The sequence below is a fragment of the Aquimarina sp. MAR_2010_214 genome, assembly GCF_002846555.1.
Classification (GTDB): domain Bacteria; phylum Bacteroidota; class Bacteroidia; order Flavobacteriales; family Flavobacteriaceae; genus Aquimarina.
Genome location: NZ_PJMS01000001.1, coordinates 2,931,802 through 2,952,241 on the forward strand (window position 1 = coordinate 2,931,802; position 20,440 = coordinate 2,952,241).

General features: G+C 32.5%; 19 protein-coding genes. 9 read left to right on the top strand and 10 right to left on the bottom strand.

The window, feature by feature from the left end:
* Nucleotides 1–49 precede the first annotated feature (49 nt).
* Both ATE84_RS12425 and ATE84_RS12430 read left to right on the top strand, forming a co-directional pair.
* Nucleotides 50–301 carry a type B 50S ribosomal protein L31 gene (locus ATE84_RS12425; RefSeq protein WP_024771186.1) on the top strand — a complete coding sequence of 84 codons (252 nt, stop codon included), beginning with the start codon at nucleotides 50–52 and terminating at the stop codon, nucleotides 299–301.
* An 808-nt stretch (nucleotides 302–1,109) separates the two neighbouring features.
* Nucleotides 1,110–2,291, top strand: coding sequence for a GlmU family protein (locus ATE84_RS12430; protein ID WP_101448264.1), 1,182 nt, complete (start codon nucleotides 1,110–1,112; stop codon nucleotides 2,289–2,291).
* Between the two features lie 350 nt (nucleotides 2,292–2,641).
* Here ATE84_RS12430 and ATE84_RS26175 read toward each other — a convergent pair whose 3' ends face one another.
* Both ATE84_RS26175 and ATE84_RS12440 read right to left on the bottom strand, forming a co-directional pair.
* Complete coding sequence (locus tag ATE84_RS26175; protein WP_158237241.1) at nucleotides 2,642–2,806, bottom strand: hypothetical protein; 165 nt, start codon at nucleotides 2,804–2,806, stop codon at nucleotides 2,642–2,644.
* Nucleotides 2,807–2,897: 91 nt separating this feature from the next.
* On the bottom strand, nucleotides 2,898–4,487 hold the full coding sequence (locus ATE84_RS12440) for an ABC transporter substrate-binding protein (RefSeq protein WP_233195911.1): 1,590 nt from the start codon (nucleotides 4,485–4,487) through the stop codon (nucleotides 2,898–2,900).
* A 173-nt stretch (nucleotides 4,488–4,660) separates the two neighbouring features.
* Here ATE84_RS12440 and mtaB point away from each other — a divergent pair, with 173 nt between their 5' ends.
* The gene (mtaB, locus tag ATE84_RS12445; protein WP_101448266.1) at nucleotides 4,661–5,974 is read left to right on the top strand and encodes a tRNA (N(6)-L-threonylcarbamoyladenosine(37)-C(2))-methylthiotransferase MtaB; all 1,314 of its coding nucleotides are present in this window, start codon (nucleotides 4,661–4,663) and stop codon (nucleotides 5,972–5,974) included.
* Between the two features lie 68 nt (nucleotides 5,975–6,042).
* On the opposite strand, the gene ATE84_RS12450 is transcribed toward mtaB, so the two are convergent.
* On the bottom strand, nucleotides 6,043–6,345 hold the full coding sequence (locus ATE84_RS12450; RefSeq protein ID WP_199176877.1) for a GNAT family N-acetyltransferase: 303 nt from the start codon (nucleotides 6,343–6,345) through the stop codon (nucleotides 6,043–6,045).
* A 247-nt stretch (nucleotides 6,346–6,592) separates the two neighbouring features.
* On the opposite strand from ATE84_RS12450, the gene ATE84_RS12455 reads away from it, so the two are divergent.
* From ATE84_RS12455 to ATE84_RS12465, 3 genes are all read left to right on the top strand, one after another.
* A complete protein-coding gene (locus ATE84_RS12455; RefSeq protein ID WP_369828518.1) occupies nucleotides 6,593–7,324 on the top strand; it encodes an alpha/beta hydrolase in 732 nt (243 codons plus the stop codon).
* Between the two features lie 68 nt (nucleotides 7,325–7,392).
* Nucleotides 7,393–8,343, top strand: a complete 951-nt coding sequence (locus ATE84_RS12460; RefSeq protein WP_101448269.1) for a lytic transglycosylase domain-containing protein — start codon at nucleotides 7,393–7,395, stop codon at nucleotides 8,341–8,343.
* Nucleotides 8,344–8,552: 209 nt separating this feature from the next.
* A complete protein-coding gene (locus ATE84_RS12465) occupies nucleotides 8,553–8,921 on the top strand; it encodes a sulfite exporter TauE/SafE family protein (RefSeq protein ID WP_101450996.1) in 369 nt (122 codons plus the stop codon).
* Between the two features lie 3 nt (nucleotides 8,922–8,924).
* Here the strand turns inward: ATE84_RS12465 and ATE84_RS12470 are convergent, their stop codons facing one another.
* From ATE84_RS12470 to ATE84_RS12480, 3 genes are all read right to left on the bottom strand, one after another.
* Nucleotides 8,925–9,728: a redoxin domain-containing protein gene (locus tag ATE84_RS12470; RefSeq protein WP_158237242.1), complete on the bottom strand. Its 804-nt coding sequence runs from the start codon at nucleotides 9,726–9,728 to the stop codon at nucleotides 8,925–8,927.
* A 150-nt stretch (nucleotides 9,729–9,878) separates the two neighbouring features.
* Entirely contained in the window at nucleotides 9,879–10,394 is a 516-nt protein-coding gene (locus ATE84_RS12475; protein WP_101448271.1) for a lipopolysaccharide assembly protein LapB, read from the bottom strand.
* An 8-nt stretch (nucleotides 10,395–10,402) separates the two neighbouring features.
* Complete coding sequence (locus ATE84_RS12480) at nucleotides 10,403–11,287, bottom strand: DUF6263 family protein (RefSeq protein WP_143273620.1); 885 nt, start codon at nucleotides 11,285–11,287, stop codon at nucleotides 10,403–10,405.
* A 175-nt stretch (nucleotides 11,288–11,462) separates the two neighbouring features.
* On the opposite strand from ATE84_RS12480, the gene rpmH reads away from it, so the two are divergent.
* Both rpmH and carB read left to right on the top strand, forming a co-directional pair.
* On the top strand, nucleotides 11,463–11,621 hold the full coding sequence (rpmH, locus tag ATE84_RS12485; protein ID WP_074410140.1) for a 50S ribosomal protein L34: 159 nt from the start codon (nucleotides 11,463–11,465) through the stop codon (nucleotides 11,619–11,621).
* Nucleotides 11,622–11,721: 100 nt separating this feature from the next.
* Nucleotides 11,722–14,574 carry a carbamoyl-phosphate synthase large subunit gene (gene carB, locus ATE84_RS12490; protein ID WP_101448273.1) on the top strand — a complete coding sequence of 951 codons (2,853 nt, stop codon included), beginning with the start codon at nucleotides 11,722–11,724 and terminating at the stop codon, nucleotides 14,572–14,574.
* Between the two features lie 179 nt (nucleotides 14,575–14,753).
* Here carB and ATE84_RS12495 read toward each other — a convergent pair whose 3' ends face one another.
* Nucleotides 14,754–17,006, bottom strand: a complete 2,253-nt coding sequence (locus ATE84_RS12495) for a TonB-dependent receptor (RefSeq protein ID WP_101448274.1) — start codon at nucleotides 17,004–17,006, stop codon at nucleotides 14,754–14,756.
* A gap of 701 nt (nucleotides 17,007–17,707) precedes the next feature.
* On the opposite strand from ATE84_RS12495, the gene ATE84_RS12500 reads away from it, so the two are divergent.
* On the top strand, nucleotides 17,708–18,925 hold the full coding sequence (locus tag ATE84_RS12500) for a S8 family serine peptidase (protein ID WP_101448275.1): 1,218 nt from the start codon (nucleotides 17,708–17,710) through the stop codon (nucleotides 18,923–18,925).
* Nucleotides 18,926–19,031: 106 nt separating this feature from the next.
* Here the strand turns inward: ATE84_RS12500 and ATE84_RS12505 are convergent, their stop codons facing one another.
* From ATE84_RS12505 to ATE84_RS12515, 3 genes are all read right to left on the bottom strand, one after another.
* Nucleotides 19,032–19,412, bottom strand: a complete 381-nt coding sequence (locus ATE84_RS12505) for a hypothetical protein (protein ID WP_101448276.1) — start codon at nucleotides 19,410–19,412, stop codon at nucleotides 19,032–19,034.
* Between the two features lie 72 nt (nucleotides 19,413–19,484).
* Nucleotides 19,485–20,027, bottom strand: a complete 543-nt coding sequence (locus ATE84_RS12510) for an acyl-CoA thioesterase (protein ID WP_101448277.1) — start codon at nucleotides 20,025–20,027, stop codon at nucleotides 19,485–19,487.
* Between the two features lie 43 nt (nucleotides 20,028–20,070).
* Nucleotides 20,071–20,439: a 6-phosphogluconate dehydrogenase gene (locus ATE84_RS12515; RefSeq protein ID WP_101448278.1), complete on the bottom strand. Its 369-nt coding sequence runs from the start codon at nucleotides 20,437–20,439 to the stop codon at nucleotides 20,071–20,073.
* Nucleotide 20,440 lies beyond the last annotated feature (1 nt).

Here is a 20,440-nt window from a genome sequence, read left to right on the forward strand (position 1 = left end):
AAAAAATAGTTGTAAATTTGCACCTCGAAAATAGAAAAGAAATACTACAATGAGAAAAGATATTCACCCAGAAAATTATAGATTAGTTGCTTTTAAAGATATGTCTAACGATGAAGTTTTTTTAACTAAGTCTACAGCCAATACTAAAGAAACTTTAGAAGTAGAGGGTGTAGAGTATCCGTTAGTGAAATTAGAAATTTCAAGAACATCACATCCTTTCTATACCGGTAAGTCAAAACTTATCGATACTGCAGGACGTATTGACAAATTCAAAAACAAATATGCTAAATTCAAAAAGTAATTTAGTAGTATACTATAATAGAAAGCCTTTCCAAACGGAAAGGCTTTTTTTGTGCTAATTAAAACCATCCCCAAAAATTCACATTAATTAGAATTCGAGTTCGACATAAGAAAATTTACGTCAGTCAGAGTGATTTTCGATAGAAAATTGTATCGAAGACAAGTGAATTTTTCATCAAAAGCCTAATTTCGATACAATTTTTCTCCGTTTCACTATGAAAAACCACTCAATTTGACGGCTTCTGATTTGCTTAAAAATTATATTGAACTCATGTTAAATTATAATGTTTAAAAAAGCTTCAATTCGAGTGGTTTTTCAGAATGATCTTTAGACTATGCTCGAGATGAGATGGAGAAAAACTGTATCGAGAATAGCTTTTTGAAAGCAAATCACTATTCTCGATACACCACGCTCAAAAACGTGGCGCTCGAATCGACGTGATTTTTAGGTAAAATCAACGTTTAAGTATTGATCTATTAAAGAGTCTGTCGTCTGGTTGATGCTTTATTAGGAAAAATAATTCTATTTCATATTAATCCATTTTATTGTTTTAACGTGAATAATGGATAAGAAATTTTTGTCAGTTTGAGTGCTAAACCTCTGATTTGGTGTATCGAAAAAAGAAAATTTATAACTAAAAAGTACTTCTCGATACTAAATTCTTACAGAATTTCACTCGAAGTGACGTATCTGCTCTTAAATATTATTTATGTTATTTTACAAATAAATTCGCCAAACAGCACTATTTTTAATATTAACGTCTTTATTTTTGCAGCCTTATAACTAACTAATTTTTTGAAATCAAAACATGAATTATATTCTTTTTGACGGTGCTTCACGTAATGCGTTATTGCCATTCACTTATACACGACCAGTTGCCGAGATTCGAATTGGAATACTAACCATTCGCGAGAAATGGGAGAAATATTTGGGATCTACTACTTCTACAGTCACAGAAGAATACCTAAGTGAAAAATATCCAATGGTAGAGTTAGCAGAGAATGTAATGATCAATGCTTCTTATTTACCATCAGAACAGCTGGTAACAGCAATTAAAAACCTGAAACCTGAACAGGCTATTTTTTGCGATGATGAACCCGTTGCTTTTTATGTCAAAGAAGATCAGGAAGTAGATTTTGAAACTTATGAAATAATAGGATATGATGCCGATGTGTTTACGGTACAACATACCTGGGATATCTTCTCAAAAAATGAACAAGCGATTACTGATGATTTTAAATTGCTAACACAGGATAGGGTAAGTCAACCTATTCCTGAAAGTAATAATATCATTGCGCCCGAAAATATTTTTATTGAAGAAGGAGCAAAACTCGAATTTACAACGCTTAATGCTAGTAAAGGACCTATATATATAGGAAAAGATACCGAAATCATGGAAGGTTGTTTGGTTAGAGGACCTTTTGTGCTTTGTGATCGTGCTGTAGTAAAGATGGGAGCAAAAATTTATGGAGGTACTACTATAGGACCGCATTCTAAAGTAGGAGGAGAGATCAATAACTCTGTAGTGTTTGGGTGTTCGAATAAAGGGCATGATGGGTATATGGGAAGCTCGGTAATAGGAGAATGGTGTAACATAGGAGCAGATACCAATACTTCTAATCTTAAAAATAATTATGCAGAGGTTCGTTTATGGAATTATGAGGCAGAAAGCTTTACAAAGACAGGATTACGATTTTGTGGTTTGATGATGGGAGATCACTCTAAGTGCGGTATCAATACTATGTTTAATACAGGAACTGTTGTGGGGGTAAATGCTAATATTTTTGGCACAGGTTTTCCTCGCAATTTTGTACCTAGCTATAGCTGGGGAGGAAGTGCTGGTTTTACAACCTATTTGACCAAAAAGGCTTTCGAAGTTGCTAATGTAGTAATGTCTAGAAGGAATATTGAATTTACAAAACAAGAAGAGCAGATTCTGGAACAGATCTTTGAAGATACAAAACAGTGGCGTAAGAGTTATGAAAAATAGTTCTTTTTTATCTATCTTATTTCATCATGTACCGTTTTAATTATCTCGATAAAATATGAGAAGACTATATAGTACTATGTCTGTTATAAATGAATACAACGAAAGTTATTAGGGAAAATAACTTTTGTTGTATAGATAATAATTAACGCGAGTTCGATGTAGCATAATTTATGTCAATCAGGATTCTATGTTTTAACCAAACTATTTTGATAGAAAACTATGTCGATAACAAATAAGTTTTCTGCAAAAACATTACTTGAATATAATTTTCTTAATTTGACTATACAAGATCACTCAATTTGACGTTTTTTAAATTATGTCCTTACATCGAACCCGGGTTATTTAGTTTTTTAGCAATAGATAAATCGACCTATCCAACCAATAGGAGAAAAAATACTTGTTATTCTAGAGGCTGCGCATTCTCCTGCGTAAGACTCAAGTCTTCCTCCATTTAATTGCGATTGCTGCTTCTTGTCTAATTTTTGTATTCCTTTAATGTTTAAAATAGATTTCATACTTAATTTGTTTATATTAATATAATTATATATTTCTGCTAAGATATAATTATATCCGATATAAAGCATATTAAGTCGATAAAAAGCGGAATTACTTTGTTTTCTCTTTCCAAACTCGTTTTAGTATCAGGAAGTTTTGAGGGTTATTAGTGAGTCCTTTTACGTTTTTTTGAGTAAATCGAACTACCTGATCATAATATAGAGGGACGATAGGGGCATTGGCAATAATAATAGAGTCCATTTTTGCATAATGCTGTTCTCTTATTTTGATATCGGTTATTAAGAAACTTTCTTCGTATAACCGATCAAAAGTTTCATTTTTGAAATGTGTATAGTTAGGGCCATGAGGAGTAAAGTTTTTACTGTAGTATGGCGATAGAAAATTTTCGGCATCTGGGTAATCTGCAATCCAACTGGCACGAAATGATTCTAATTTTCCTTTCCATTTCTTTTGGCGTATCGTAGTAGATGGCATTACGTCTACTATGATGTTTAATCCAACTTTTTCGAGCTCTCTTTGTATGAATTCACAGATGCTTTGGTAATTTGCATCTGTAGCAATTCGTATCGTTGGGTTGTTGTCTCCTGTTTGTTTTTTGTAGGTTTCGACTAATCTACGGGCTTTTTCCGGATCATATTCATATCCAGGAATACTATTAAACCCGGGGATACCCTTTGGGATAAAACCATGTGTTGCAGGAGTTCCTATACCATTCTTTAGATAGGTGATCATTTTTTTTCTGTCGAAGCCATAATTAATGGCCTTTCTCAGTACTTGAGACTGTATTTCCTTTTTGTCTGTATCCAGATAAAAGCCCAGGTATTCAGAATTCAGATAAGAACCTTTGCTAATGTTAATACGGTCTTGGTATTTCTCTCGTAACTTGCCGCTAGGGGTTAATAATTCATCTTTATATGAAGCGTCCAGGCTGTTTAGTAAATCGATATTTCCTTTGGCAAACTGCAAAAATTCACTTTGCTTATCTGGTAAAAAGGTAACAGCTACAGCTTCGAGATAGGGGAGTTGCTTACCATTTTTATCTTTTTCAAAATACAATTCATTTTTGCGTAAAACGAGCTTGATATTTTCTTCCCATAATTTAAACTTAAAAGGACCTGTGCCAATGGGGTTAGCTCTAAATTGGTTACCATAAAATTCTACAATTTCCCTGGGAACTACAGAGCAATATCGCATACTCATTAACCCTAAAAATGCAGGGAAAGGTTTTTTTAACTTAATTTCGAAAACAGTATCATTAACGGCCTTGTAGGTGTCTACAGTCTTAAGAACCCAATTACCAGGAGATGCTACTTTGGGATCAACCAATCTATTAAAACTATACACAAAATCCGCTGCAATAACATGGCGGGTGCTGTCTTTTGTTTTAAATTGTTCATGTTTGTGAAATTTCACATCATTTCGAAGTGTAAAAGTGTAGGTGAGTGCATCTTCAGAAATTCTCCATCTTTTTGAGATATCTGGCTTAATATGTAAAGAGTCGTCTAGTTGTATCAAACTGTTAAACAGTTGATTTGTAGACCAGATATTAGGGACATTCCGTGCAAATGCAGGATCTAATGAACTTATATTTTCATATTGATTATACCGAAATACCAAATGATCCTTGTTTTCTTTAGAAGAATCTCCACAAGATATCAGTGTGAATAAAATATAAGTTATTGTTAAATAACGGATTATGGAAAAATAATGAATACACTTCAATTTTAGTAAACGAATTATTGTTGGTATATTTGCACCCTGAAAATTTATTCTAGAGTGACTCAATATTTTTGAGTTTAGTATGGGTAAATATAATGAGATTTCTGCCCCTGCGGAAATGACACTTATGTTTTATGAGAAAAAAAGTTGCTTTTTATACATTGGGTTGTAAGCTGAATTTTTCGGAAACCTCTACAATAGCTAGGGATTTTATCGATGAAGGGTTTGATCGTGTAGATTTTTCTGAAAATGCAGATATCTATGTAATTAACACATGTTCTGTTACTGAAAATGCTGATAAACGATTTAAAACCATAGTTAAGCAAGCTCAAAAAGGGAATCCTGATGCTTTTGTAGCTGCTGTGGGATGCTATGCCCAGTTAAAACCGGAAGAATTAGCTGCTGTTGATGGTGTAGACTTAGTTTTGGGTGCTACAGAGAAATTTAAGATTACCAATTATATTAACGATCTTTCTAAGAATGATTTTGGAGAAGTGCATTCTTGTGAAATCGAAGAAGCTGATTTTTATGTAGGTAGCTATTCTATCGGTGATCGTACTCGTGCATTTTTAAAAGTACAGGATGGTTGCGATTATAAGTGTACCTATTGTACAATACCACTTGCTAGGGGAATTTCAAGAAGTGATACCCTGCAAAATGTATTGCAAAATGCTAAAGAGATTTCTGAAAAAGGGATTAAAGAGATTGTACTTACCGGGGTTAATATAGGAGATTATGGTAAAGGAGAGTATGGGAATAAGAAACATGAGCATACTTTTTTTGAATTGGTACAAGCATTGGATGAAGTTGAAGGGATAGAGCGATTACGAATTTCATCTATAGAGCCAAATTTACTTAAAAATGAAACTATAGATTTTGTATCAAGCTCCAGAACTTTTGTTCCTCATTTTCACATTCCTTTACAGTCTGGGAATGATGATATCTTAAAATTGATGAGACGCAGATATCTTAGTGACCTTTATATAGACCGAGTACATAAAATTAAAGAAGTAATGCCTCATGCGTGTATAGGGGTGGATGTTATTGTTGGTTTTCCTGGGGAAACCGATGATCATTTTTTAGACACTTATAACTTTTTATCTCGATTAGATATATCGTATTTACATGTATTTACATATTCTGAAAGAGATAATACTGTTGCAGCGGATTTAGAAGGAGCGATTTCTCAGGAAGTTAGAAAGAAAAGAAGTAAAATGTTACGGGGATTATCTGTAAAGAAGAGAAGAGCATTTTATGAAAGTCAATTGGGAACAGAACGAACAGTTTTGTTTGAGTCTGAAAATAAAGAAGGATATATACATGGTTTTACTGAAAATTACGTAAAAGTAAAAATGCCATGGAATCCATTGTATGTAAATACCTTGCATAAGGTTAAACTAACGACTATCGATGAAGATGGTATGGTGAGATTTGATTTTATTGCATAAAAACGATATATAATATTACTAAAAAAGTCTGCTGTACAGCAGACTTTTTTAGTTTAAAACAATAGAGACTATATGTTTATTCCTACAGGAAGTAAATCTTTATATTTCCTTCGGTTTTTTCGCATAAATTTTGCAATAATTGGGCAAGTAGGAACTAATCTGATATTACGTTCTTCAATTACATTAAATACTGCAATAATGAAATCTTGTTCATAGCCTTTTTCAATGTGTTCTTCACTCATGATAAGTTTAGTAAGAAAAATTTTTCTTTCTTGTAGCGCGTATTCGATCTTTGTTTTTTGACCGTCAATTGTAGTTTCGAATTGTCTTAGAAATTCATTATCTGTAATTTCTAATTCAACAGCACTCATGTTCTCCATATTTTTTTTAATTATTGAGGTATGTAATCAAATGTCTAGAAGGAGTTAACCTTACTGATCATAACTACCTTATTAGATAGGATTTTATAGGTATATATGCCTAAAATAAAGGTCATTAACTTAAAAAACATAAGGTTTGACCTGATCCTGTCTAACTAAGATTAGTTAGTTCTAAAATTCCCTTTTGCAAAAATTTAACTCAATATTTCCTTTTTTCTAACAAAGGAATACTATAATTTTGATATGCAAAGATAAGAAAATTAGAGTTTTAAATTTAATACCCACTGTTAAAATACCTATGTCGCAGGAAGTTAGCCATGTTTACTTTGTTCCAGGAATGGCAGCAGATGTTTCAATTTTCGAATATATTAAGCTTCCCAAGGATAAATTTGTTACTCAAACACTACCTTGGAAAATCCCTGATAAGAAAGAATCTATAGAGAATTACGCTAAGCGTATGTGTGAGGAAATTGAATATAAAAACTGTATTTTGATTGGAGTATCATTTGGGGGAGTAATGGTACAAGAAATGAGTAAATATTTAAATGTAAAGAAGCTTGTTATTATTTCGAGTGTTAAGAACAAGTTTGAATTACCTACTCGAATTAAAATCGCTAGAAAAACCAAGGCTTATAAATTATTGCCTACCACACTAGTTTCTAAAATTGATAATTGGGAAAAACTTGCTTTTGGTGATTTTGCAAAAAAACGTGCAGCTATGTATCAAAAATATTTATCAATAAATGATAAAAGATATTTAGATTGGGCTATTGAAAAAATGGTATGCTGGGATCAGGAAAAAACATTAGATAAACTTATTCATATTCATGGAGATAAAGACATTGTTTTTCCTATCACGAATATAAAAAACTGTATAACAGTTGATGGGGGAACTCATGTTATGATTGTAAATAGAGCTAGGTGGTTTAATAAGTATTTGCCAGAAATAATTAGCGATAACTTGCATTGATCCAACTTTTTGAGCTATATTGTAAAAATATGTTTTATTCCCCAATAAAATCAAAATCTACTTAAATAATGAAAACGATTAAGAAATTTTTAGTTCTTTTAGGTGTATTGTTCACCTTCGGAATTTTAGTAAACGCTACACAAGACCATCAGCCAGAAAAACCATTGGCTCAAGAGATGCTGGAAGAAAAATTAGTAAATGATTATAATGTATATGCTATTGCAATGCCAGATAATCTTAATTTTTCTGGAGAATTAGTTCCTATAGAAAATCCAGATATAAGAGAACGAATGGACAGAGAATTGTTGGTTAACACTTACTGGCAATCTAATGGTTTACTTCTTTTTAAGAGAGCTAATAAGTATTTTCCTATTATAGAACCCATTCTTAAAGAGCAGGGTGTTCCTGATGATTTTAAATACCTGGCAGTAATAGAAAGTAGTTTAACTCAGGCTGTATCTCCTGCAAGAGCAACAGGGTTTTGGCAAATATTAAAAGGTACTGCTAAAGAATATGGACTAGAAGTAAATGAAAATGTAGATGAACGTTACCATATCGAAAAATCTACAATGGTAGCTTGTAGATATCTTAAGAAAGCAAAAGAGAAATTTGGTTCCTGGACTTTGGCAGCAGCAGCTTATAATGCTGGTAGAGCAGGGGTTAATAAACGACTCGAAAAACAAAAAGTGACTTCGTATTATGATCTCTTATTAGGAGAAGAAACTGGAAGGTATGTGTTTAGGATCGTTGCTGTAAAAGAAATCTTGAGCAACCCAAAGGAATATGGTTTTAATTTTAGCAATGAAGATTTATATACTCATATCCCTACATTTAATGTTTTGGTAGATGAACCTATTGCTGATTTTACTACTTTTGCCGAGCAATATGATATCAATTATAAAATCTTAAAACTACATAACCCCTGGCTTAGAGAAGCTCGTTTAAATAATCATTCTGGTAAAGAGTATCTTATAAAAATACCAAGAGAAGGGTATTATAAAACTACAACCGGGCAATAAAAAATTGAGATTTTTTATCTAAGTTAGCTACTTGTTTTAAAGTAGGATAAAACATGACATTTAGAAAAATACATTATGTCGGTTATTGTTTAAACTTCTTGTGAAAACAGATATTTGAAACTACTTTTAATTAATGAACGTGGTAATCAAACGTTCTTGATTTGATAATTAGTTATCAGTGCTAGATGATTACTAAAATTTAAATGTGTGTGAATACTTCAGTACTTATTTCGTTAATCTTAATTGGATTATTAGCAGGATTTTTTAGTGGTACATTGGGGATAGGAGGTAGTGTTATTATGATTCCTCTTTTGATTTTGTGGGTGAATTTTTCTCAACACGAAGCTCAGGGAACCAGTCTTGCGGTATTGGCAGTTCCTGTAACATTATTAGCAGCATATAACTACTATCAAGAAGGATTTGTAAACTGGAAATACGCAGTTGTAATAGCGGTAACCTTCATTATAGGAGGGTATTTAGGAAGTAAATTGGCAATTTCTATAAATCAAGCATTACTAAAAAAAATATTTGGAGGAGTACTTTTGTTAGTAGCAATAAAGATGATTTTTGGTAAATAGAGACTAATTGTCCTTTTTATTTATAGAATCGCGTTCTTGCTTGTATCTCTCATATTCTTCATCAATATTTCGTTCTTTATCCGTTCGTTGATCTTCATTTTCTTTTTCTTCAGACTCAGCGTTTTTTGTTTCAGTATTTAAATCTAAATCAGCAATTAAAAGAGAAACCCCTTTGGATAATGAATTGAAATGAATATTGTATGAGTTACTTAGTGTTTCACTTGAGTGATGAGTGACAATTTTTCTAATATCCAGTATCTTTTTATTTCCATCTATAAAATACATCATAGGAAAGCCTAATGCATGTTTTAGCTTATTGATGATATATGAATCCTGGTTCGTCTTTTCATCAATATGCACTAAGTGGATGTTACTATTGTATTCTTTTACTTTTTCTTTTAATTTTACTTTATTATCCCAGAAGAGTACTACAAAATCAATCTGATCATGAAATCTATCGGCTAAATCGTTTAGGGCAGGGATTTCTCCAATACCGGGAACACACCAGGAAGCATATGTAATAAGAAAAATTGGCTTTTCGTAATCCCTTAAAAGAATAGGATCTCCTTTTAGTGGATATACATTAAAGTTATCCATATAAGTTCCGCTAAGGTGATTAGTTACCAAAGAGTCAAATAAGAATTCAGCACGTTCCAGATCTTTATCTTGATAAGCAAGATCAATTTTTTGGTTATATTTTACGATATGCGCCGAAATAGCAACCGAAAATGGTATTTGTCTTTCTTCTTGAGCAAAGGAATTGCTAAAATATAAAGAGAGTATTCCTAATACTAATAATTTCTTCATTATAAATAGATTACGGTAGCTAATGTAATATAATGCCACCAAAAAAAACATTTTTTAGCTGCAAAACTTCAGCTGTTAACTTAATTAAAAAACGTTCTAAAGATTGCATTAAACTATCATTAAACGTAATTTTATGTACAATTAGTATGCCTAAATTTTCTTCATTTGCTGTTTCATCATTGTTATTTGATCTTTAAGCATATTGTGTTTGTCTAATTTTTTGGCCTCTGTAAGCAGTATTTGAGCTTCTCTTTTACGACGTTTGGTCATCGCAATACCAGCAAGGTTTAATTTTGCCACTGCAAGATCCTGATTCATCGATAATCCTAGTTTAATTGCTTTCTTAAGATACTTTTCGGCTTGCGTGATATTGGTTTGCGATAGCATAATACCAAGAAGATAGTTGTAATACCCTTGTTGTTTTACAGTAAGAGCACTTTCAGGGTTTTTGATTTTATTTAACCATTTTTTGGCGCCTTCAAAATCTTGTTTACGTAATCTTAAGAAAGCCAGGAGAATTAATTCATTTTTAAAATATAAAAAGACAAAAATTGCAGCTAATAAAATAAGCATAATTCCATTACCTACATATCCTTCTACTATCTGCCATATTGCTACTCCGGTAACGATTACTGCGATTACTAATTTTATATTTTTATTGTACATTTTTAACCTTATTTTATTGTTTTGTAGTTATTTTTAAATTCTATTGTTGTTGGTATTTTGGTATCTGGCATAGTAGAGATTAGTGTATTTCCTTTACAAATACCTTCTGCATTCCCTTCTAGCATAATTCCTGTTTTACTATTAACAGTTATCATTGTTTTTAGAGAACCCGATACAATCACAGTAGCACTAGCATTTATGTTTTCCATTTCTACTTCTGATGTGCCTGCAATTTTAGTATTCTTGTCAGTAATTGAAGTGATATTCCATTTATTTTTACTTTTCATTTTACCGGTATACTCATTTTCCCAGTTGTCACCAAGTGTAGCTTTATTTTTACCATATATGTAGGTCATTTGCTCAAAATTACCCAGTAATTGGTTATCTCCCCATTGTTGATCTAAACTGGCACGAACTTGTGTTATGGTATTAGGATCTGTAATACCGGCATTTTTAATCATATTATCGATAAGAACTTCTGTTCCTTCTAAAGCATTAATTTTACCATTTTTTTGCATTACCAAGGTAATAGGGGAGTTAATAAGTCCTTGAAAAATAAGTCCTTGCACATCGGTAGAATCTGGTGTTATAGAAGTATCCATGTCCATAAGAACTCCTAAAGAAGGAGAACTTGTTTTCATTTTTAATGTTTGGTATTTCATTTCTATATAAAACAGATTATTTTCTACTTTTTTCACTACAAAAGACATCTCTGCGCTAATATCATTTGTGATCGTTTGTTTGTTTCCAGAAATATCTTGCGTAATTATTTGTTCAGAATCCTGGCGAATTGCAAAAGAATCTCCAACATTTAAATTATATTGCAAAGTAGCTTGAGAAAAACCAGTAATTGATATTATCAATACTAATATATAAATGATTGTTTTTTTCATAAAAAAAGGATTGTGGTTTCCTTGTGCAAAGAAACTAATTTTTTTGGATAAAAAATATTTGATATTTACGTTTGTCAAAGTAAAAACTCTTTGTATATTTGCCCGCAGTTTTGAGAAGAAATTCTCAAAAAGATTAAATTAGATATTTCAAGAAGATTTATAAAGATATACAGCAATGAAAAGAACGTTTCAACCATCGAAGAGAAAGAGAAAAAACAAACACGGTTTCAGAGAGCGTATGGCTTCTGCAAATGGTAGAAAGGTGTTGGCTCGTAGAAGAGCAAAAGGAAGAAAGAAGATATCTGTTTCGTCTGAACTAAGACATAAGCACTAATGATAACGTTCATTAAAAATATTGAAGGTGTTACTTTATAGGTAACGCCTTTTTTTATATCTAATACATAATTTTTTAGGAAAAGCAATACTGTTACTACATGCCAAAAAGAGAAAAACTAAAGAGTATACTTATTATAGGATCAGGACCAATTGTTATTGGTCAAGCGTGTGAGTTTGATTATTCTGGTACACAAGCGCTGCGTTCTTTAAGAGAAGATGGGATAGAAACAATTCTGATCAATTCGAATCCTGCTACTATTATGACAGATCCTTCTATGGCGGATCATGTATACCTTAAACCATTAAATACTAAATCAATAATAGGGATTCTAAAAGAACACCCTCAGATTGATGCTGTATTACCTACTATGGGAGGACAAACTGCTCTTAATCTTTGTATTGAAGCAGATGAAAAAGGAATATGGAAAGATTTTGATGTAGAGATCATAGGAGTAGATATTGATGCTATAAATATTACTGAAGATAGAGAACAGTTTAGAGAACTAATGCTTTCTATTGGGATTCCAATGGCTCCTCAGGCAACTGCCAATTCTTATCTAAAAGGAAAAGAGATCGCCCAAGAATTTGGATTTCCTCTTGTAATTAGAGCTTCATACACACTTGGTGGAGCAGGCGCATCTATTGTTTATAAGGAAGAAGATTTTGACGAGTTATTAACGCGTGGGCTGGAGATTTCTCCAATTCATGAAGTAATGATTGATAAAGCCCTTATCGGGTGGAAAGAGTATGAATTAGAATTGTTAAGAGATAATAATGACAATGTAGTTATTATTTGTACTATAGAGAATATGGATCCTATGGGAATCCATACCGGGGATTCGATTACAGTCGCTCCGGCAATGACTTTAAGTGATAAAACTTTTCAACGTATGCGTGATATGGCAATCCATATGATGCGTAGTATAGGGGATTTTGCAGGAGGATGTAATGTACAGTTTGCAGTAAGCCCTGATGAAAATGAAGATATTATTGCGATCGAGATTAACCCTAGAGTTTCTCGTTCATCTGCATTAGCGTCAAAAGCAACAGGATATCCGATTGCCAAAATAGCTGCAAAACTGGCTATTGGATATAACCTGGATGAATTAGATAACCAGATTACCAAATCTACTTCGGCTTTATTTGAACCTACATTGGATTATGTAATTGTAAAAATACCACGATGGAATTTTGATAAATTCGAAGGATCTGATCGTACATTAGGACTTCAGATGAAATCTGTTGGAGAAGTAATGGCAATTGGTAGATCGTTTCAGGAAGCATTACATAAAGCTACTCAGTCTTTAGAAATTAAAAGAAATGGACTTGGAGCTGATGGAAAAGGATATAAAGACTATGATCAAATTATAGATAAACTTACCTATGCCAGTTGGGATCGTGTATTTGTAATCTATGATGCTATTCAGATGGGAATCCCATTAAGCAGAATACACGAAATCACAAAAATAGACATGTGGTTCCTAAAACAGTATGAGGAACTTTATAATCTGGAAAAAGAAATTTCGACATATACGATACAATCTCTTACCAAAGAATTAATCCTGGAAGCTAAACAAAAAGGTTTTGCAGATAGACAAATAGCTCATATGGTAGGGTGTTATGAAAGTGAAGTCTACAATAAAAGAGATGAACTGGGAGTAAAAAGAGTATATAAATTAGTAGATACTTGTGCTGCTGAATTTAAGGCAGAGACTCCATATTTCTATTCTACTTTTGAAGCCGAAATAGAAACACCAGAAGGAGAAAAATATGTGTCTAATGAGAGTGTTGTTAGTGATAAAAAGAAAATTGTTGTTTTAGGTTCGGGTCCAAACAGGATTGGACAAGGGATCGAATTCGATTATTGCTGTGTACATGGCGTATTGGCATCTGCAGAATGTGGATATGAAACGATAATGATCAATTGTAATCCAGAAACTGTATCTACCGATTTTGATACGGCAGATAAATTATATTTTGAACCCGTATTTTGGGAACATATTTATGATATTATCAGACATGAGAAACCAGAAGGAGTAATTGTTCAACTTGGTGGGCAAACAGCATTAAAGCTTGCTGAAAAGCTAGATCGCTATGGTATCAAGATTATAGGAACAAGTTACCAATCTCTAGATCTTGCTGAAGATAGAGGGCATTTCTCTAAATTATTACAGGAAAACAATATTCCTTATCCCGAGTTTGATATTGCAGAAACTGCAGATCAAGCACTTGAAGTGGCAGATCGTTTGGATTTTCCAATTTTAGTAAGACCATCTTATGTATTAGGAGGGCAAGGAATGAAAATCGTAATCAATAAGCAAGAATTAGAAGAGCATGTTGTCGATTTGTTACGCAAAATCCCTAATAATAAATTATTATTAGACCACTATCTCGATGGTGCGATCGAAGCAGAAGCAGATGCAATATGTGATGGAGAAAATGTATACATCATTGGTATTATGGAGCATATTGAACCTTGTGGAATTCACTCAGGAGATTCTAATGCTACTTTACCTCCATTTAATTTGGGAGAGTTTGTAATGCAACAGATTAAAGATCATACAAATAAGATTGCTCTGGCCTTAAATACCGTGGGATTAATAAATATTCAGTTTGCGATCAAAGATGATATAGTATATATCATTGAAGCAAATCCAAGAGCTTCTAGAACAGTACCTTTTATTGCTAAAGCATATGGAGAACCCTATGTAAATTATGCAACCAAAGTAATGCTGGGAGAAAAGAAAGTGACAGATTTTGATTTCAAACCTCATCTAGATGGATATGCAATTAAACAACCAGTATTCTCTTTCAATAAATTCCCTAATGTGAATAAGAAATTAGGACCAGAAATGAAAAGTACAGGAGAGAGTATTTTGTTTATAGATGATCTAAAAGACGATCAATTCTATGACTTATACTCAAGACGAAAAATGTATTTGAGTAAGTAGTAGGCTACAATATAGAGATTATAAAAAAACCAGATTGGCAAATACGCAATCTGGTTTTTTCATTTCTTTAACTCGTTTTACTCATAAGGTAATAAATAACGATAAACATTTGCTTCAATTTGTTCTTAGATCTAGATGTGTATTAGTAATATATACAGCTTTTGTAGTATGAAAAATAATTAATCTAATTTATATCTTAAACCAATAAATAAACGTCTGCCTTGGTTTGGTGCATAAATGTATGTTGGGTCAAAAGATAAGCCATAAGGGTTGTCTGCCGTAGGAATAACATTTCCGTTAGTATCAAAAATCACATTCTCATCAAAAGGATCATCAGCTCTTGCTATGATAAAGGGATTCCCTTTATTAGGTGTCCAGTTTAACAAGTTCTTTACTCCACTATACAATTCAAAATTCTTCAAACCATCATAGGTAAATTGAATATTCTGGATACTCCAAACTTGAGATTCATCTTTTCTGGGATCCAATTCACCCAAAACAGGTAAGCGCATTGGGCCATATAGATTTCCCGTGTAATCAATCGTAAAATTATAATTGAAATTTTTATAAGAAACAGACCAAGTCCCTGAATACTTTTCAGTAAGTACTTGTTGTTCTTTAATACCATTTTCTTTTTGAGACACGTCTTGGATTGTAAATCCTGCTAAAGCTTTAAAATTACTTGAGAGAACAGCATCTAAATTAAGACTTAATCCCATACTTGTGGCAGAACCATCCAAGTTATCGTAGATAACTTGATTTGGATTGGTATCATAATCTGGTAAGATAGCATTGGTAAAATAAGTATACCACGCAGATGCATCAATACCAATAATCATGCTGTTTTTGGTATATAGTTTTTTTAGATAATTAATATTAACATTATAAGATTTTTCAGGTCTTAGTTCTTCTTCTATTATCACATCCCGTGAGCCTGTTAGTGCAGCGTGTTCTTCAGCAAATAGATTTACAACTCTAAACCCCGTTCCGGCATTTAGTCTAAAAATATCATGTGCTGTAGGGTTAAATTTATAAGCTAATCTTGGAGTAAAAATATTACCATGCCTTTTGTCATAGTCATATCTTGCTCCAAGTAACAGTTTATGTTTTTCGCTTATTGCTATTTCGTCTTGAGCAAAAAAGGAAGGAATTACAATTTTATCCGATTTTTCTGTAATAGGGGTATTGTCATCATAATAATTGTAACGCATTGCCGCTCCAAAAAGAAGATCGTGATTTTGTTTGGATTTATCCCAAGTTAATTGCCCAAAACCAATACGCTGTTTTGCCAGATAAAAAGTATCTCCATAAGCAGAATTTTGATCGTGATCTGAGTATGAAAACTGAAACATCATATTTTCTTCTATTGGTAATTGATATTTACCAATTACTTCGTAACGTGTGGTATAAATACTTTCTCCATATATGTCATTACGACCTCTGAATTCTGGAGTCCATTGCATTTCGCCACCCCAACGATCTTCATAAAAGAAACGACCGGCTACTGAAAACACGCGATTGCTTTTTCTGAAAAAATCCCATTTTTGAAAAACAGAAATTCTATCTTGCAAAGTGACATCCGTAAAGTTGTCTTTATTATTATCAATTGGATTTGAGTAATTAAAGTAATTAGCTCCGAAAAGCATATTGGATTTTTTACCAATTTTGGTCTTAAACCCTAAATCTAGATTTAATTCTTCCCAATCTGTTACATAACTATCTGCAAAAAAGATGGGTGCGTTTTCTGGTAATTTTGTAATTACATTAATTAATCCACCAACAGCTTCACTACCATACAGAGAAGAAGCAGGACCTTTAATTATTTCAACTTGTTCGATTAGAGAATTTGGTATTCCAGAAAGTCCATAAACAGTAGATAAACCACTTACAATAGGCATACCATCTATTAAAACCAAAGTATAAGGGCCTTCTAAACCGTTTATATGGATATCACCAGTGTTGCATACACTACAATTGATTTGTGGTCGTACACCATTTACATTTTGCAGAGCCTCAAAAATATTAGGAGCAGGATTCTTTTTTAAGAACGTTGGTGAATATACTTCTACAGGAACTGGACTTTCAAGTCTTTTTACGGGTTTTAAAGTTCCGGTTATTACAATTTCATCTAGAATTTCAACCTCTTCAAGATTGATATTAATTATAATGTTCTTTCCTTGTAAAGAGATTTGTTTTTGAAAAGTTTTAAAACCTGTAAAAGACGCTATCAAAACATAATCACCTTCAGGAATATTTTCAATTATAAAATTTCCGTTTTCCTGACTTACTGTACCTGTTTTAGTCCCTTTTAAGTATATATTCACAAAAGGTAAGGATTCGTTATTTGTTGTTACTTTTCCCGAAATATCAAATGTATTGTTGGCTAGTAAAATATTTGATAATAATAGTAGAAGAATAAAAATGTGTTTCATTTTTTGGATAGTTGAATTATTAAGGCAAATATTTTATTTTAATTTAATCTAAATAATGATAATTATCATTATTTAGATTAAAAGCTAAGATGTCAATGCAATACAAAGGCAAGAATAATAAGAAGAGTAGGAGTTACTTTTAAAGGAAATGGAAATGAGTTTATAGAGGAAAACCTATAAAGTGTTATTTTTTAGGTTCTTACAAAGAAATTACATGAAATCTAATATTCGATCGTAAGTGAAAGTGTTGAACAGTGGTTTTTTTGTTTCAATGTATAAATAAATGATTATAAACTTGAATGTAATATTGATTTGTGGAATAAGAATATCGTAAAAATAGTGCTGATTTATTTCGAATATGCTTCAATTAATTGTTAATTAAAGGTTAATTTGTGTTAAAAATAGTTAAATTTCATTAAAATATCATTGTCTTTTTTCTTCTGAATTTTTCTTCTTTTTACACATTACTTTTTTGGGTTTAACCCCTTGATTTTCAATAATGCAACAATGTTGCATTAGATGATTTTACTCACTTTTTATTAATAAGAAAAGGGTGTGTTTGTGGTGTAAATAGTTGTTTGTTATGTGTTTACCGTATTTGTTTATTTGAATTAATCTTTACTTTTGAGCAACAAATTTTAGTGAAGAGCTCAACATTTTAATTTAAAACTAAAATTAAATTTTAACAAAAACAAATAATAATGAAAACTCAACTTAGAATTTTAAGCACATTAACAGTCTTTTCTTTCCTCTTTTTTAGTTGTGAAAAAGATGTAGATGAGGTTACTCCTATAGAAACAGGAATAGATACTACAGAAACTGTAGGGGCAGACCAGGCAGTACCTGGTGAGTATATTGTAATTTATAAAGAAGATAAATCTTTGTATGGTAAAAGTGGAGGTGTGAAGGCTAAATCACAGCAAACCTTATCTAAGTATGCTATACAAGAAAATAATATAAAACAAACCTATAGTAATGCTATCCAAGGTTTTTTTGTAAAAAACTTATCAGAAAAGCAGGTAGAAATGCTTAAAAGTGATTCTGAAGTAGCATATGTGCAGCCTAACTATATTAGAAAGTTGGATGTTGAAATGGGAGAACCTGTAAGAGAACTTCCTGCAACTGTACATAATAAAGCAACTACTAATGATTCTTGGCTACCGAGTGGAGACTTTTTACCTTGGGGTATAAACCGAGTAGGTAGAGCAGATGGTTCAGGTAAAACTTGTTGGATCATCGATAGTGGTGTTGCACCACATAGTGATTTAAATATTGATACTAACCGAAGCAGAAGTTTTGTGGGTGGATCTTGGCAAGATCAAAATGGTCATGGTACTCATGTAGCAGGAACTGTTGCTGCAAAAAATAATGGTTCTGGAGTTATCGGTGTAGCTTATGGTGCTACTATAGTATCTGTGAGAGTTTTAAATGCACAAGGTAGTGGTAGTGATGCCGGAATTCTTGCCGGAATAGACTATGTTGCTAGAAATGCAAGCAACGGAGATACTTGGAATTATAGTGTAGGGTATCCATACCGTCAAATTAATAACGCTGTAGATAATGCGTTTAGAAACCTAGAACAAACAGCTTATGGTGCTATGGCAGCGGGTAACAGTAATGATGATACTCAATACTATTCTCCACAACAATTATCAACTGCTAATTCATGGTGTATTGGTAACATGACAAGGACAGATAGTCCAGCATATAGCTCTTGTTATGGTAGTAGTGTAGATAGATGGGCGCCAGGGACTAATGTATGGTCTACTTGGATCAACGGAGGATTTAATAAAATCTCTGGTACTTCTATGGCATCACCACACGTAGCAGGAATATTATTATTAAGAGGTAATAGTACAGGAACAGATGGTTCTGTAAGTAAAGGGGGATATACGGCTCCTATAGCTACCGTTAACTAACAGGTAGTCCATATATATTTTGAGTTTGTAAGAGGCTGGATAATCCAGCCTCTTCTTTTTGTTCTAAATAATACGTTAGGATACTATTTTTTTGACCGGTATCTTGTTATTTCTCTTTAAAACCATCGGCTTCCCAATCTAGGATGATATCAATAGTTGATTGTGGTAACCGACCTTCTGGTGGCATTACGTTAACTCCTGTGGATTTAACTCTAAGAACAAGATCTCTATTTACACCTACTATAGTTTCAGCATAATTACGCATAGGAAAAGGAGCGCCATCCGTAAGAGGTATAGTATGACACCGTAAACATTGCTCATCTATAATGGCTTTAACATCAGCATCATAAGTTGTGATTTTATTTGGGTTTGGATCAGGATCAGGATCAGGATCAGGATTAGGTTGAGTACCATCATCACTACTGCTACAATTAAAACAAAATACTACGATAAGTAGTACCACAATTTTTTTGAATGTGTTTTTCATAAACGGGGTTTTTTATATGAAATATACAAAGATTTTGCTAATAGATGGTATAACGTAGTAATAGTGATCTAATTATAAATTGATCTTCACGTTATATTTATTGAGAATTTCGAGGTGGGATTTAAGCTCAAATTCTGAATCTTTGAAACGATTATGTCTTGTAACTGCGTCTTCTTTACGTATAATACTTCTTACAAAACGACGAATTGCAGTTTTGTTTTCTAAGATCAATCCTGGTATAGGTACACTTTTACCTTTGTCATTTTTGGCCACCATAGTAAAATAACTAGAGTTGCAATGTTTTACTTTACTTGTTTGTATATTCTCAGATTCGACTCGTACTCCTACAACCATAGAGGTGTTTCCTACATGATTAACAGATGCTTTAAGAGTTACAAGCTCACCTACTTCAATAGGCTTTAAGAAATCTACCTTATCTACACTAGCAGTCACGCAATAAGTTTCAGAATGTTTGGAAGCACATGCAAAAGCAATTTGATCCATCAGAGACAAGATATAACCACCATGTATTTTTCCACTAAAATTAGAATGGGAGGGAAGCATAAGTTCTGAAATAACTACTCTGGATTCGGTATTGGTTTTATACTTTTTCATTCTAGTATTTATTTAGTTGATGCTATGTAGTTCAAAAACTACACTACTTATTTCTGAAGTGAGGAGAGTCTTCTTCGACGACATCGATCACAAAATACTTTGTGTCTCCAAGCCAGGAAACTTTACCAAAACGCTCCTTATATTTTAATTTTACATATCTGCCCTGAAATTTTTCAAGTTTCTTAATAATATCTTCTTTTTGACTTTCAACAGAAAAACTAAATATTTGTGCTCCAGAAATCCCCTGACTTATTTCACCTTCCCAGGTTTTGAATAGCACTCCTTTATTGCTGAATTTTATAAGTTCGCCACTCCGGGTTCCTTCACTGTAAGACGCATAATATATAAATACATACCATGCTGCAAAAAGAGTTAAGATAACAATGATGAGTATTGCGAGTGTTTTTTTCATA